Annotated in this window: 12 protein-coding genes and 1 pseudogene; 6 read left to right on the forward strand and 7 right to left on the reverse strand. The window is 71.2% G+C overall.

The window, feature by feature from the left end:
* Positions 1-3: 3 nt before the first annotated feature.
* Complete coding sequence (locus OG252_RS06025; protein ID WP_329334296.1) at positions 4-981, reverse strand: ABC transporter substrate-binding protein; 978 nt, start codon at positions 979-981, stop codon at positions 4-6.
* Between the two features lie 309 nt (positions 982-1,290).
* Between OG252_RS06025 and OG252_RS06030 the strand changes: the two genes are divergently transcribed.
* From OG252_RS06030 to OG252_RS06045, 4 genes are all read left to right on the forward strand, one after another.
* Positions 1,291-2,682 carry an alpha/beta hydrolase family protein gene (locus OG252_RS06030; RefSeq protein ID WP_329334298.1) on the forward strand — a complete coding sequence of 464 codons (1,392 nt, stop codon included), beginning with the start codon at positions 1,291-1,293 and terminating at the stop codon, positions 2,680-2,682.
* Positions 2,683-2,731: 49 nt separating this feature from the next.
* The gene (locus OG252_RS06035) at positions 2,732-3,586 is read left to right on the forward strand and encodes a PaaX family transcriptional regulator (RefSeq protein WP_266451458.1); all 855 of its coding nucleotides are present in this window, start codon (positions 2,732-2,734) and stop codon (positions 3,584-3,586) included.
* Between the two features lie 226 nt (positions 3,587-3,812).
* Positions 3,813-4,646 carry a class II glutamine amidotransferase gene (locus OG252_RS06040; RefSeq protein ID WP_266451457.1) on the forward strand — a complete coding sequence of 278 codons (834 nt, stop codon included), beginning with the start codon at positions 3,813-3,815 and terminating at the stop codon, positions 4,644-4,646.
* A 12-nt stretch (positions 4,647-4,658) separates the two neighbouring features.
* Positions 4,659-5,231, forward strand: coding sequence for a GNAT family N-acetyltransferase (locus tag OG252_RS06045; protein ID WP_266451456.1), 573 nt, complete (start codon positions 4,659-4,661; stop codon positions 5,229-5,231).
* A gap of 18 nt (positions 5,232-5,249) precedes the next feature.
* On the opposite strand, the gene OG252_RS06050 is transcribed toward OG252_RS06045, so the two are convergent.
* The 4 genes from OG252_RS06050 to OG252_RS06065 all read right to left on the reverse strand — a co-directional run bounded on the left by OG252_RS06050 (position 5,250) and on the right by OG252_RS06065 (position 9,882).
* A complete protein-coding gene (locus OG252_RS06050) occupies positions 5,250-5,918 on the reverse strand; it encodes a hypothetical protein (protein WP_266451454.1) in 669 nt (222 codons plus the stop codon).
* 78 nt (positions 5,919-5,996) lie between these two features.
* A complete protein-coding gene (locus tag OG252_RS06055; RefSeq protein WP_266451453.1) occupies positions 5,997-6,626 on the reverse strand; it encodes a TetR/AcrR family transcriptional regulator in 630 nt (209 codons plus the stop codon).
* 70 nt (positions 6,627-6,696) lie between these two features.
* Entirely contained in the window at positions 6,697-8,751 is a 2,055-nt protein-coding gene (locus tag OG252_RS06060; RefSeq protein ID WP_266451452.1) for a galactose-binding domain-containing protein, read from the reverse strand.
* Positions 8,752-8,943: 192 nt separating this feature from the next.
* On the reverse strand, positions 8,944-9,882 hold the full coding sequence (locus OG252_RS06065; protein WP_329334304.1) for an SDR family NAD(P)-dependent oxidoreductase: 939 nt from the start codon (positions 9,880-9,882) through the stop codon (positions 8,944-8,946).
* Between the two features lie 146 nt (positions 9,883-10,028).
* Here OG252_RS06065 and OG252_RS06070 point away from each other — a divergent pair.
* Both OG252_RS06070 and OG252_RS06075 read left to right on the forward strand, forming a co-directional pair.
* A pseudogene (locus OG252_RS06070) lies at positions 10,029-10,223 on the forward strand (helix-turn-helix domain-containing protein); the annotation flags it as partial.
* A 26-nt stretch (positions 10,224-10,249) separates the two neighbouring features.
* Positions 10,250-10,774 (forward strand): MmyB family transcriptional regulator, encoded by a 525-nt coding sequence (locus OG252_RS06075; RefSeq protein ID WP_329334309.1) that lies wholly within the window; start codon positions 10,250-10,252, stop codon positions 10,772-10,774.
* A gap of 445 nt (positions 10,775-11,219) precedes the next feature.
* Here the strand turns inward: OG252_RS06075 and OG252_RS06080 are convergent, their stop codons facing one another.
* Entirely contained in the window at positions 11,220-11,795 is a 576-nt protein-coding gene (locus OG252_RS06080; RefSeq protein WP_266451448.1) for a phosphatase PAP2 family protein, read from the reverse strand.
* Positions 11,788-13,170 carry a diacylglycerol/lipid kinase family protein gene (locus OG252_RS06085; RefSeq protein WP_266451447.1) on the reverse strand — a complete coding sequence of 461 codons (1,383 nt, stop codon included), beginning with the start codon at positions 13,168-13,170 and terminating at the stop codon, positions 11,788-11,790. Before OG252_RS06085 ends, OG252_RS06080 begins: the two co-directional genes overlap by 8 nt.
* Positions 13,171-13,465 lie beyond the last annotated feature (295 nt).

Below are 13,465 nucleotides of genomic sequence, written 5' to 3' on the forward strand. Positions count from 1 at the left end.
GGCTCACTTGAACAGGGCGTCCAGATCGGGCTTCTTGTCGCCGAAGAGGCCGTCCTTCTCACTCAGGGAGGCCAGCTTCTGCAGGGAGGCCATGTCGACGCTCGCCGGCCAGCTGGGCAGCGTGAGCTTCTGCTGCACATCGCCGCTGATCTTGGTGTAGGTGGCGAGGATCTGACGCGCCTCGTCCGGGTGGTCGGAGGCGTACTGCAGCGACTCGGCCATGGCCTCGGTGAACTTCTTCACCAGGTCGGGGTTCTGCTGCTGCACCTGGGTCGAGGTGAAGTACGTCGCCACGGTGAGCTTGGGGTCCGTCTCGGCGAACGGCGAGGCCACCACGCGGGCACCCTGGCCCTTGGCGATGGTCATCGCGGGCTCGCCCATCCAGGCGGCGTCCACCCGCCCGCCGTCCAGCGCGGCCGGCATCTGGTCGAACGGGATCTCGACGAACTTGACCTTCGACGGGTCGCCGCCGGCCTGACGGACCGACTCGCGCACCGTCGTGTCCCCGATGTTCTGCAGGGTGTTCACCGCGACCGTGCGCCCGGCGAGGTCCTTGGCCGACTTGATCGAGCTGTCCTGCTTCACGGCCACTCCGGTGACGTCGCCACCGACCTTGCCGTTGGAGGCCGCGCCGTTGGCCACGGACTTGACCGGAACTCCCTTGACCTGGGCGATCATCAGCGACGTGGTGTTGCTGAACCCGAACTGGAACTGGCCGCTCACCACGCCGGGGATGATGGCCGCGCCGCCCTGGGCGCTCACCATCTCCAGCTTGATGCCGCGGCTGTCGAAGAAGCCCTTCTTCTGTCCCAGATAGAGCGGCGCCACGTCGACGATGGGGATGATGCCGACCTTCACCGTGGCGGTCTTGTCCCCGCTCGAGGCCGACGGCCCGCTCGATCCCGAGTCCGAGGACCCGCAGCCGGCTGCGCCGACGATGGTGATCAGTACTGCGGCAAGCCCGAGAATGCGCCTTTGCATGGGCTCCTCCTGACGGAAGGCAAACGGGTGGATGGCGTGAGTGGCATGAACTGCCCTGGTCACGAGGTGTGCGGACGATGAGTGAGGCAGCTGAACGGCGAACGGGCCACGGCTGCTCGACCACGACTCAGCACTGAATGTTGTGCACTTTCTTGACGGCGGCAATCTACACACCTACCTTCGCGCTGTCAGCACTCCGGACAAGCGAGGTTGCGACAGCTTCGCCCCCTCCCCACTGCCACCGGGAAACCCGCCGAGCGGGCACCCGATGGCGCCCACGGCCCGCCCACCCGAAAGGGAGCCACGCCCGTGAAAACCCGCACCAGAACCCGCACCCTGGTCGTCCTGGCCGCTCTGCTCCTGTGCGGCCCCATCTCCCCGGCCGCCCGCGCCGCCGACTCCACCGCTCACGTCGAGGGCACGCTGCCGTCCGGCGCCGCCTACCTGATGGACATACCCGCGCGCTGGAACGGCACCGTCCTGCTGTACAGCCACGGCTACCGCCCGGCCGGGTCGCCCAACCCCGCCCAGAACGCCCCGGACGACGCCACCAAGTCCCTGCTGCTGAACGCCGGTTACGCGCTCGTCGGCTCCTCGTACGCCACCACCGGCTGGGCGGTCACGGACGCGGTGCCCGACCAGCTCGCCACCCTCGACGCCTTCACCGGCCGGTTCGGCCCGGCCCGCGAGACCATCGCCTGGGGCACCTCCTACGGCGGGCTCGTCACCACCGCCATCGCCGAACGCCACCCGCAGCGCATCAACGGATCCCTCTCCATGTGCGGCCTGGTGCAGGGCGGCGTCGCGAACTGGAACAGCACCCTCGACCCGGTGTTCGCCCTGAGGACCCTGCTCGCGCCCGACTCCGGCATCCCGCTGACGGGACTCGGCAGCCAGAGCGAGGCCGCCGCGGCGGCGAACACCCTGTCCGCGGCCGTGACCGGCGCACAGTCCACCAGCACCGGCCGGGCCCGTATCGCACTGGCCGCCGCGCTCCACAACATCCCCGGCTGGAACAACCCCGCCCAGCCCCGCCCGGCACCCACCGACTGGGACACCCAGGAGGCCAACCAGTACCAAGGGATCATGGGCCTGATCCTCTACCCCGCGTTCTCCTGGCGGCAGGAGGCGGAAGGCCGCGTGGGCGGCAACATGTCGTGGAACACCGGCGTCGACTACACGGCGATGCTCCACCGCTCCCCGCTCCACAAGGAGGTCACGGAGCTCTACTCCAAGGCCGGCCTGTCCCTGCGCGACGACCTCACCGCGCTGAACAAGGCACCCCGCGTCAAGGCCGACCGGGGAGCGGCCGAGAAGATGGCCCGTACGAGCTCCTTCACCGGCCGACTGACCAAACCCCAGTTGGACATCCACACCACCGGCGACGGACTCATCCCCGTCCAGGCCGAAAGCGCCCTGCGCCGGGCGGTCGCCGCCGCGGGCGCCGCTCCCCTGCTGCGGCAGTCCTACGTCGAGAACGCGGGCCACTGCACCTTCAGCCCCGGCGAGCAGATCGCCGCCCTGCACACCCTTGAGGACCGCATCGCCAGCGGCCGTTGGAAGGCCGCCGACCCCGACGCCCTCAACGCCCGCGCCACCGAGGCCGACCCCAGCACGCCCGCCCGCTACGGGCACTACCGCCCCGCGTCCTACCCGCGTCCCTATGACCTCGCCCACCCCGCCGACCGCGTCCGCGGCTGACGCCCGGTCGCCCGCGGGGGCTCCGGCGGGCGACCGTACCCTGGTCGACGTGCACGAAGAACTCCGGCAGACCGCCGTCGACGCCCCCAGCGGACCGCAGCTGCGCCCCCAGTCGCTCATGCTCGCCTTCTTCGGCAACCACGTTCTGGACGAGGGGCCGCTGTGCGTGTACTCGGGCAGCATCATCGACGTCCTCGCCCGGGCCGGAGTCGGCGAGCAGGCCGTGCGCTCCACCCTCTCCCGTATGGTCAACCGCGGTCTGCTGCAACGCCAGCGCGAGGGACGTCGCATGTACTTCGGCCTCACCCCGCAGGCCGCCGAGATCCTCCGGGACGGAAGCAAGCGCCTGTGGGACACCGGCGCCGTCAACGACGACTGGGACGGCTCCTGGACCCTCCTCGGCTTCTCCCTCCCCGAGTCCTGGCAGCGCCAGCGTCACGACCTGCGCTCCCGGCTCACCTGGTCGGGCTTCGGCGCGCTGTACAGCGGCCTGTGGATCGCACCCGGTGACGTCGACGTCTCCGGCATCGTCGCCGAACTCGGCCTCGCCGCCCACGTCAAGATCTTCCACGCCACGGCCGACGACGCGACCGACGTCGGCCTGATGATCCGCGACACCTGGGACCTGGACAGCGTCGCCGCCCGGTACGCCGACTTCGACAAGCACTGGACCGCCTGGCTCGACACCGGCTCCGGCGACCCGGTCGGCAACCGGCTGCGTCTGATCAGCGAGTGGCTCGACATCATCCGCACCGACCCACGCCTGCCCGCCCGGCACCTCCCCGCCGACTGGCCGGCGCAGCCCGCGCACGACACCTTCCACCGCATCGCCGACCGGACCGCGGCGCCCGCCCGCGGGATGGCCGCCGAACTGCTCGACACCATTCCCCTGCGCTCGTCCTGAGCCGGCGCACGCTCGTCTCCACCCACACCCAGGGGTGGAGACGGTGCTCGCACGCGTCCGTATGCGATCAACGCGTTCAGGAGCGACCGTGGTACCCATGGGCCCGTCCCGGCGCGACGTCGGTCGGGAGGGCGTCGGCAGCGCTGCGGCCGGAGCTGTCGTGGCGCCCGGTCCCTGTGTCCGCCCCGGTCCTCTCGCGTCTCGACCTGCCTCGGAGGTGATCGCCATGTGCCGGTGGCTCGTCTACTCAGGGACTCCGCAACTCCTCGAAACCATCCTGTACAAGCCCACGCACTCACTCATCGACCAAAGCCTGCACTCCCGGATGGGCGTGGAGACGACCAACGGGGACGGCTTCGGTATCGGCTGGTACGCGCAGGACGCGGACCTCGGCAGCCCGGCCGTCTTCCGCGAGACCGGACCGGCGTGGAACAACCGCAATCTGCGGGAGATCGCCGGGCACGTCAGGTCCTCGCTCTTCTTCGCCCACATCCGCGCGTCGACGGGCACGGCAGTGCAGCAGACCAACAGCCACCCCTTCCGGCACGGCCGCTGGATGTGGATGCACAACGGAGCCATCGCCGGCTTCCCCGCCATGCGCAGGGACCTCTGCCTGGCCGTGGACCCCTCGCTGTTCGCCGCCATCGAGGGGTCCACGGATTCCGAGGTGATGTTCTTCCTGGCGCTCACCATGGGACTCGAGGACGACCCTCCGGGGGCGGTCGCCCGGATGGCCGGGCTGGTCGAGCGCACGGGTCACGCACACGGCATAGCCGCCCCGCTGCAGATGACCATCGCGACCACCGACGGCGAGAGTGTCTGGGCGTTCCGCTACGCCAGCGAGGGCGACGCCCGCTCGCTGTACTACAGCAGCCGCGTCGACTCCATACGTGCCCTGCACCCCGACGTGTCGTACCTCAAGGAGCTGTCCGAGGAGACACGTCTCGTCGTGTCCGAGCCCCTGGGCGACCTGCCCGGAGTCTGGAACGAGGTGCCGGAGCACAGCTACGGCGTGGTGCGGGAAGGCGCGGACGAACTGCGCCCCTTCGCGCCGGCCTGAGATCGTGGTGGTATGACCATCGACGTTCGCCCGGCTTCGGTGTTCGAAGACGTCCGCACCCTGCTCGGCCCGAAGTCACCCGGAGCCAACGTCTGCTGGTGCCTGAGCTACCGGATCCCCTCCAGGCTCAACAACGAGCTTCGCGGACCGGCCCGCGGTGAGTACGTCGCCGAGTTGTGCCGTACGGGCCCCCCTCCGGGGGTGCTCGCCTACGACGGCGACGAGCCGGTCGGCTGGGCCGCCGTGGCACCGCGCTCGGACACCTCCTTCGCGCGCAACCGCAAGATCCCGCACGTCGACGACCTGCCGGTCTGGTCGCTGTGGTGCATCCGCGTGCGCCCCGGTCACCGGAAGAAGGGGATCTCCCACGCCCTGATCGCCGGCGCGGTCGAGTTCGCCCGCGCCCACGGCGCACCGGCGATCGAGGCGTACCCCCTCGACAACGGCGACGCCAGGGTCGACCTGACGATGGCGTACGCCGGACTGCGGAAGAACTTCGAACGCGCCGGGTTCACCCACGCCGCCGACACCACGTCGGTGCTGGCCGGACACCCCCGCGTCCTGATGCGGCTCGACCTGCGCTGAACCGGCCCTCGCCCGGCCTCACGCTCGCTTCAGCATCACCACGAGGCCGGCCGCCACCAGCCACAGTGCCAGCAGCATGGACGTCAGCCAGGCGCTGAAGGGCCCGGCCAGGCACAGCACACCCACGACGAGTGCGGCCCAGGTCAGCCACGAGGGCAGCACCTTGATGTCTTCCGTGCCGCGGGTGGTGCGCCAGATGGCGAGTAGCAGCACGGCCGCGCCCACCATCGCCGCGATGAGACCCCCGTACGCCACCTCCAGCAGCAGGATCGCGATCAGGGCCGTCTCGGGTACGACCCGGAAGACGTCGACGTTGCTCGCGGTGATTCCGTAGGCGTTACCGGCGATCGCCGAGATCATGAGGAGCACGACGAAAACGATCCCGCCGGCGAGCGCGAAGGTGGAGCGCCTGCCGGCGGCGCGTACCAGGACCGGCAGGAAGCACAGGAACGCCAGCCCGGCCGCGAGCAGCAGCAGGGCGGAGGTCACGGACAGTGCCTGATTGCTGTCCTTGGAGTAGAAGGTGACGATCTCCCGGATCGCGTCGTCGTCCTGGGTGTCCGGCGTCCGCCAGGTCAGGACATGGCCGGCGATCATCAGTGCGCCGGCCAGGATCCCGGCGATCCCGGCCCACAGGGGCCTGCCTTCTCCCGCCCGGGTGGTTTCCCCGCTCTGCGACGCCGTCATGGTGGCCTCCCGTCGGAGAGTCCCCCGAGATGGTCGTTTCCTCATCCCATCCTGCGCCGGAAACGGACCTGGCGCCCCTCAGTGAAGGACGTCCGGCCGGGGCGTCGAGGTGCTGTCGGCGTCGACCAGTCCGGCGATGTGGGCGGTGACCGTGTCGAGGATGTCGGTCCAGGTGGTCGCGTCGCCGAGTACCAGGTAGTTGAGGGTCAGGCCGTCGGTCATGGCGGCCAGGTAGCGGGCCAGTACCGGGACGGGGACGCGGAGTCGGAGGCGCATGTCCTGGCGGAGCTGGTCGATGAGCTCGGTGTAGGCGTCGGCGTACAGCTCGTACTGGCGTCGCGCCAGGTGCTCGAAGCCGGGTTGGCGCAGGGCGTACTGGGTGAGCTCGTAGGTGAGCATGTGTTCGTCGGGATGGGCGCGGACGTGGTCCCAGTACGCCTGGAAGCCGGCCCGGACGGTCTCTTCGAGCGTGGCTCTGGGGCGCAGGGCCTCCTTCACCAGGGTCACGTAGTGGTCGGTGATGGTGGTGATCACGGACTCGATCAGGGCCTGCTTGGAGTCGAAGCAGTAGTGGAAGACGCTCAGGGACACGTCCGCCTCGGCGGCGATGGACCGGGTCGTCGTCTTGGCGACGCCGTCCCGGGCCATCGCCCTGATCGCCGCTTCCGTGAGCTGTCGGCGCCGTTCCACCAACGGCATCCGAGCCATATGCGCGTCCTGTCCTCGTGCTCTCGTGCTCTCGTGCTCTTGCCGGGCTCTTGCCGGGCGAGGTCGGCCGTCAGCTGCTGTGGACGCCCACCTCGTGGAGCGAGTATCCCCAGTCGGTGCCGCGGTCGAGGCCCAGGACACGGACGTAGCGGGCGGGTGTGCCGGCGAACCGGGCCGTGTCCAGACCGCCGTCACCGGCGGTCGTGGACCAGGCGGTCCGCCAGCTCACACCGTCGGTGGAGAGTTCGACGCGGTACGACTTCCCGTACGCGCGTTCCCAGTCGAGCGTGACGCGTCCGACGCGGTGGGTGGCGCCCAGGTCGATCCGCAGCCACTGGTCGTCGCTCCAGTCGCTGGCCCAGCGGGTGTCGTCGTCGCCGTCCACGGCCCGGCCGGGCGCGTAGCTGGTGACCGGGTTCGACTCCGCCGAACTGGCCGTGGCCGCGGCGCCCTTGGCGAGGTTGACCCCGGCCTGGTGCTGCTCGGACCCTCCCCAGGTGTCGAGGTAGGACTCCGCCCCGCCGAAGAGGTCGTCGACCACGTCCTGGCCGCCGACGCGGCGGATGTCCTCGATCCAGTCCGGGACGAGGCCGACGTGGGCGGCCCCGTCGGTGTTCAGGTCCCAGGTGCGTTGACCGGTGGTCTGCTTGTCGATGACGGAGCCGCCGTCGACGCTCTTGAACGGGTACGTGACCTTGTCGGCGGCGTCCGCGCCGCGCGGGGCGGGATGGTCGCCGATACCGTTGAAGTCGGTGCCGTAGCCGTATCCCACGCCGTACTTCTCACGCAGCGCGTCCGTGCGCTTCGCCTCCGCGCTGAACTCCTCGGAACCGTGCATGTACTGGGCGACGAAGCCGCCGAGCGCGTAGACCCGCTCGGTCCAGTTGAGGTCCATCCAGCTGTGCGAGGAGAGCACGCCGGGATACGAGGCGGCCTCGAAGATGTCGAGCACCCGGCCGGTGGCCTTGACGCTCATGTGGTCGATCTCCAGCATCATCTTGCGTTTCATCATGCCGCGCACGGCGTACTCGCCGAGGTCCGTGAGGCCGCGGACGTTGCACTGGGCGTCCGCCTCGTACTCCGGGACCTCGACGCCGTCCGGGAGGTCCGCCTCGGCCTCGGTCGCCGCGCCGCCGATGGGGTTGTCCTTCTGCGGTCCGGTGCACTTCTCCGTCCGCCAGAAGGTACCCGTCGACAGGAACTGGCCGACGTTGATCGCCGTACCGAGCCCGTCCTCGTCGAAGCGGACCCCGCACAGCGCGTTGTCGAACTTGTGGCACAGGAACATGCTGCGCACGCCCAGCCCGTACAGCTCGTCCAGCCCGGCGTCGATGTCGGCCTTGCTGCACTGCGCGATGTCCAGGATCTGCTTGCAGCCGAACGGCTCGGACGTCTCCACGCCCAGGATGACCGCCAACTTGCCCTGCTCGATGACCTGTCGGGCCTGAGCGCTGTCGAGGACGATCCGGAACCAGCCCTTGCCGGGGCCGCCGTACATCTTGTCGATGTGGGCCTGGAGGTCGTACGTCAGCTTCGCCTGGAGCCGGATCGAGGTCATCTCGTCGCAGCCGCGGTCCTTGAAGGGGTACACCGAGCAGATCATGCCGTTGGTGACGAGGTCGTTGACGAGGACGCGCTGTCCGCCGCGCCAGGCCCGCTCCACCCAGGCGTAGTAGTTGGCCTGATGGGTCATCGAGTCGTACGCCGGCCAGTCCTTGAACGTGGGCCAGCCGACCGGGTCGTGCCTGCCGTCACCGCCGTGGGTGATGTAGTCGAAGATCGCGAGCGTGCCGTCCGGGTAGTGCTCGGGACAGTCCTTGAGCGCGTCGGCCACGCCGGCCTCGGAGAACGTCTTGCCGCAGATGAGCCGGCCGCCGAAGGCCTCGTTGGACATCAGGTGGTTGTGCGCGTCGACGAACCCGCGCACCTCGCCCTCGGCGTTGGTGCCGGTGAACGGCTCGCCGCTGACGTTGATCTGGGAGTCCGGCGCGGGCCGGGCGGCCGGCACCCACCAGTCGGTGCCGGCCGCCGAACTCGGCGTGGGGCCGAGGGCCATGGCCAGCACGAGGAGGAGCAGCGAGACGACGGTGACGTCTTTGCGCCTGCGGTACGGGCGTCCACTCATGGTCACTGCCCTCGTCCCTCGGTCGGCGGGGTGGCGCGGTCGAGGAGCCCGACGATCCCGGGACCCGAAGGCGGGATTGTCATGACCGGCGCAAGATATGCGACGAGGATCGCGACTGGATGGGCTCCGAGTCAAGGGTCCGGGACAAGTGACCTGATGAGGCGGTGGCACCGCGGGACGCCGATTCTCACCTCAGCGCGCATCCGTCCTGACGGCGTGCGCCTCGGTGAACTGTTCGGCGGCAGCCCAGAGTTCGGCTTCGCGCTGTGGGTCGTAGGACTCCCGCGACGAGCGGGCCACCCGGGCGCGGTCGACGTAGGAGCCCGTCGGCGCCCGGGTCGTGCCGAGGACGACGTCGGCCAGGCAGCGGCCCGCGGCGCTGCGGCCGGTGGCGAACGGGGTGAGGGTCAGTGCCGGCAGGACGCGGCGCATCGCGAACCGGGAGACGGGGTCCGCGTTGCGGGCGAGACCGGTGCCGGGGACGAAGCCGGGATTGTAGGCAACGGCGTCGATCCCGGCCGGCAGGCGGCGCGCGTACTCGTGCACGAGGCAGAGGGCGGCCAGCTTGCTCGTCGAGTACGCGGTGCGCCCGGCGGCGGTGGTGTGCGGCTCGGGGAAGGCACCCGTGCGGGCCAGGACGTCCGGGGACCTCCAGACCGGGCCGGGCACCATGCCCAGGTTGTGCCGGAAGTCGCCGAAGTGGGTGTCGCTGACGGTGATCACGATCCGGGCGGGAGCGGCGAAGCGGTCCCGGAGCAGGCGGACGAACAGGTGGTTGGCGAGCACGTTGACGGCGAACGTGGACTCGAACCCCTCGGGTCCCTCGGTGAGCGCGTTCGTGTACTGGATGCCCGCGTTCCCCACGAAGCCGCGCAGCGGCGGCAGTTCACCGCGGTCGAGCCGGTCGCGGATCCCGATGGCCGCCGAGCCGACGCTCTCCAGCGAGCCGAGGTCCGCCGCGACGTACGAGACCCTGTGCCCGCCCGCGCCGAGTTCCGCGACGAGCCGCGCACCGGAGGATCCGCGGGCCACGACGCGCAGGTGCGCGTCCGGAGACCGGCGCAGGATGTGCTCCGCGGCGACGCGGCCGATCCCGCGGCTCGCGCCCGTCATCACGATGGTGTGGTTCATGGGACTCCTCAACTGGTCAGCTGTGGGCGCCCGGTTCAGGCGCATCTCCACACTCGCCGCCGCTGACCACCCCAACCAGTGCCGTCCCCGTCACCAGGACTGGCAGTACCCAGGCTGATGCGGCGCCGGGCGGCGAGAATGCACCCATGGCTGCCTCCCGTTCCGACTTCTCCGCACTCCTGCGTGCCTGGCGCGACCGCCTCTCCCCGGCCGACGCGGGCTTCACCGTGACGAACGGCCGTCGTGCTCCGGGACTGCGCCGCGAGGAACTCGCGCAACTGGCCGGGCTGTCCGTCGACTACGTCCTGCGCCTGGAGCAGGGACGCGCGAAGAACCGTTCCTAAAGACTGAGTGGGAGTGAGTCCTGTTGCCAGGACTGCTGCTCAGCCGGGTGCGCCGAACGGTGTTGGGCACCCTGGTCGCCCGCTTTCGCTCCGCCCTGCACGGCGACCCCACCATGGTCCCGGCCGCCGAACGCAACCTCGCCCGCGCCCTGTTCGGCAACGGCCTCGCGCACGCCGCGATGCTGCCCACGCAGTCCGAGCGCGGACAGGACGCCTTCGAGGCGTCGATCGTCGCCGACCTCAAGGACGCCGCCTCCCGCTGTCCCGGGGACGCCCAGCTCGATCGTCTCGTGACGGAACTGCGGGAAACGTCCGGCACCTTCGCCCGTCACTGGGCCACGCAGACGGCCGCCGTGCAGCACACCACCGACCGCAAGACGATCCGGCACCCGGAGACCGGCGACATCCTGCTCGACTGCGACGTCCTCGTCGTCCCCGGCGCGGACCTGCGCATGGTCACCTACACGGCAGCGACCGGAAGCAGCGACGCGGGGAAACTGGACCTCCTGCGCGTCACCCGCGGCCGTACCACCACCACGCCCTCCTGACCGGCGGCCGCGGGCCGACTCGCCGAGCCGACTGGGCGAACGGCGCCGCTGCCGCCGACCGCGACAGATGAGGCCGACGCCTTGCCGGCGAGCGTGGTCGGGATTGCCGCGGCCGCTGGAGTCAGCCCTCGCCTCGCTCGACTCGGTGGGCGGTGTGCTCGATGCGGCCGGTCTCCCCCGGCCCTTGGCCGCTGTCGTGCGCCGCTGCGGGTCGGCTTCCACCGCGGCCGACTCCCGCAGGAAGACTCTGCGGCACCCCCCGGTCGCCCGGCGGGAGGCGGGCGGGTCCAGCGCATGCTTCCGCCCGTTCCCGTTCCCGTGCCCACGGCTCGGCCACCACGCCCTCACGCACCGCGGCACCACGGCACCGCGGCACCGCGACCGACCGTGGCGTGTTCGGGCGTCACCATGGCCCTGCCCCTGGGCGGGCCGAACGCGCCCCTGCTCAGTCGTCCCAGCGGGCCGCCGCGAGGACCGCGGCCGCCGCACCTGTTCCCAGTACGGCGCCGGCGACGACGTCTCCCGGGTAGTGCACGCCGGTGTGGATCCGTGAATAGCCCACCGCGCAGGCCAGCAGGCCGAGGGGAACCGTGGCGGCCGGGAACGCGGGTCCCACGGCCGCGGCGAAGGCGACAGCCGAGGCCGTGTGGCCCGAGGGGAAGGACGCGGAGGCCGGCATGGGCACGTGCCGCCACGGAAACGGCGAGTCCTCGGCGCGGTGGGGCCGGCGCCGGCGGACCAGACGTTTGCCGAGCAGGTTGGCGGTCGTCGAGGCGACGCCGACGGCAGCGAGGCCCAGGACGGCGGCGCGGCGCGGCCGACCGGGGCGCAGCGCCAGGAACCCGGCGACCACGAAGGAGATCTTCGAGTGGTCCGCCGCCGCGGACAGCCGCCGCAGGGCGGCGTCCAACGCGGGCGTCCTGGTGACCGTCACGGCCTCGTAGAGCGCCTGGTCGAGGGCGGCGAGATCACGCATCAGACCTCGCTGTGACCGGTCGTGCGGCAGCGGGCGGTCAAGCATCGCTCTGCTCCTGGTTCGTGCGGATCGGAAGGGGATCGTGGCCGAGCGCGAGGCGGACCACCCGCCGCCAGTCGACGGACGGGGCGACGTACGAGGCGCCGGGACGATGTCTGGGCACGCGCACGCGCAGTGCGCCGGGACGCACCGTGCACACCACGGGAGGGGGCAGGGTGAGCGCTTCACCGTCGACGGCCACCGGAATGAGCTCGTCGTCGGCGTTCACGACCACCCGACGCGACGTCAGGGAGGTGATGCTGCTGGCCCGTTCGCCGCGCAGCGCCAGTTCGGCGGCCTGCGCCGCGCCCTCCACCCGGATCGCGATCACGCCGAGCTTGCCCCCGTCGAGCCGCGGTCTGCGCCCGCCGCCGAGGGGGTCGGCCCGTCCGTAGGGGTTGTTGCTCACCAGCAACGTCTGAGGGGCGTGCACGCGCGCGTCGTCGGTCTCCACGTCCAGGACCGTGCCGGTCTCGCCGACCAGCAGGCCCGGCAGGTGGTCGAGCGCGGTGGCGGCCTTGGCGTCCCGGTAGTCGGGGCTCTGGACGATCTCCGCGTACGCCCCGAAGGAGACCGTGTTGACGAACGGCCGCCCGGCCACGTCGCCCAGGTCGATACGGAGTTCCACGCCGTCCGAGAGGGCGTCCAGGCCGCTCACCGGGTGGTCGCGGTCCAGGCCCAGGTCCATGGCCAGGTGGTTGCGGGTCCCGGCCGCCAGGACGACGAACGGCACACCGTGCTCGGCCGCCACGCCCGCCACCAGGGCCTGCGTCCCGTCACCGCCCGCCACGCCGAGCAGGTCCGCGCCCTCGGCCACGGCCCGCCGAGCCAGCGTCACCGCGTCCGGTCCGGCGTCGAGGTCGAGCATCATCACGCGGGCGCCCAGCGCCTCGGCCCGCTCGGCCAGCCCGTGCCGGGAGACCTTTCCGCCCCCGGACCTCGGGTTCATGATCAGTACCGGGCGGCGGGGCGGCCGGACCGAACGGGAGCGTACGCCGTGCGGCTTGCGCAGGCGCCGCAACGCGCTCCTGGCGCAGGCCAGCGCCGCCGCCCACAAGGCGAGCGCGGTCACCGCCACCGGCCACAGGCCCGATACGGCGTACAGGATCAGGACACCGACGGGTGCGGCCAGCGCCAGCAGGGCACCGAGCAGGCGCGCCACTCCCCGGTGCGCGAGAGCCCACCAGATGCCCGCGCCGGCCAGGGCGAGTCCGGCCAGGCCGAGCAGCAGGATGAACCACTGGCCGGCGCCGGCGACCACTGACGCGACGGCGCCGGCCACGCACAGCAGCGCGAGCCGGGCCAGCGCTCGCGCGGACCCCTCATGTCTGTCGGAGCCGTCCGGCTCGGCCTCGCTCGTGGTTCGTCGGTTCGCGTTCATGGTGCGTCGGGCGGCCCTCGGGGTTCCCGCGTTCCGCATACACGATGTGATCGGTGTACCCGGTGTCATCGGTCTCCCTGCGTACCTCGGGTCCCTGCCCTGGCTCTCCCTCCATGGTCATAACGGCCGACAGGCTCGGCATCCCGACGTCCCTGACACCGGTGCCGCGCGAACGGGCGCGCCGGTGTCTCGGTGGTCGCAGGGCCAACGATCTCATGCGGGCCGCCGACCTCCGGGACCAGGTTTTCGCCAGGGGTTGACGGAGACCTGAGTGGCGGTCACTTTCTATAGAACG

The organism is Streptomyces sp. NBC_01352, from assembly GCF_036237295.1.
Classification (GTDB): domain Bacteria; phylum Actinomycetota; class Actinomycetes; order Streptomycetales; family Streptomycetaceae; genus Streptomyces; species Streptomyces plumbiresistens.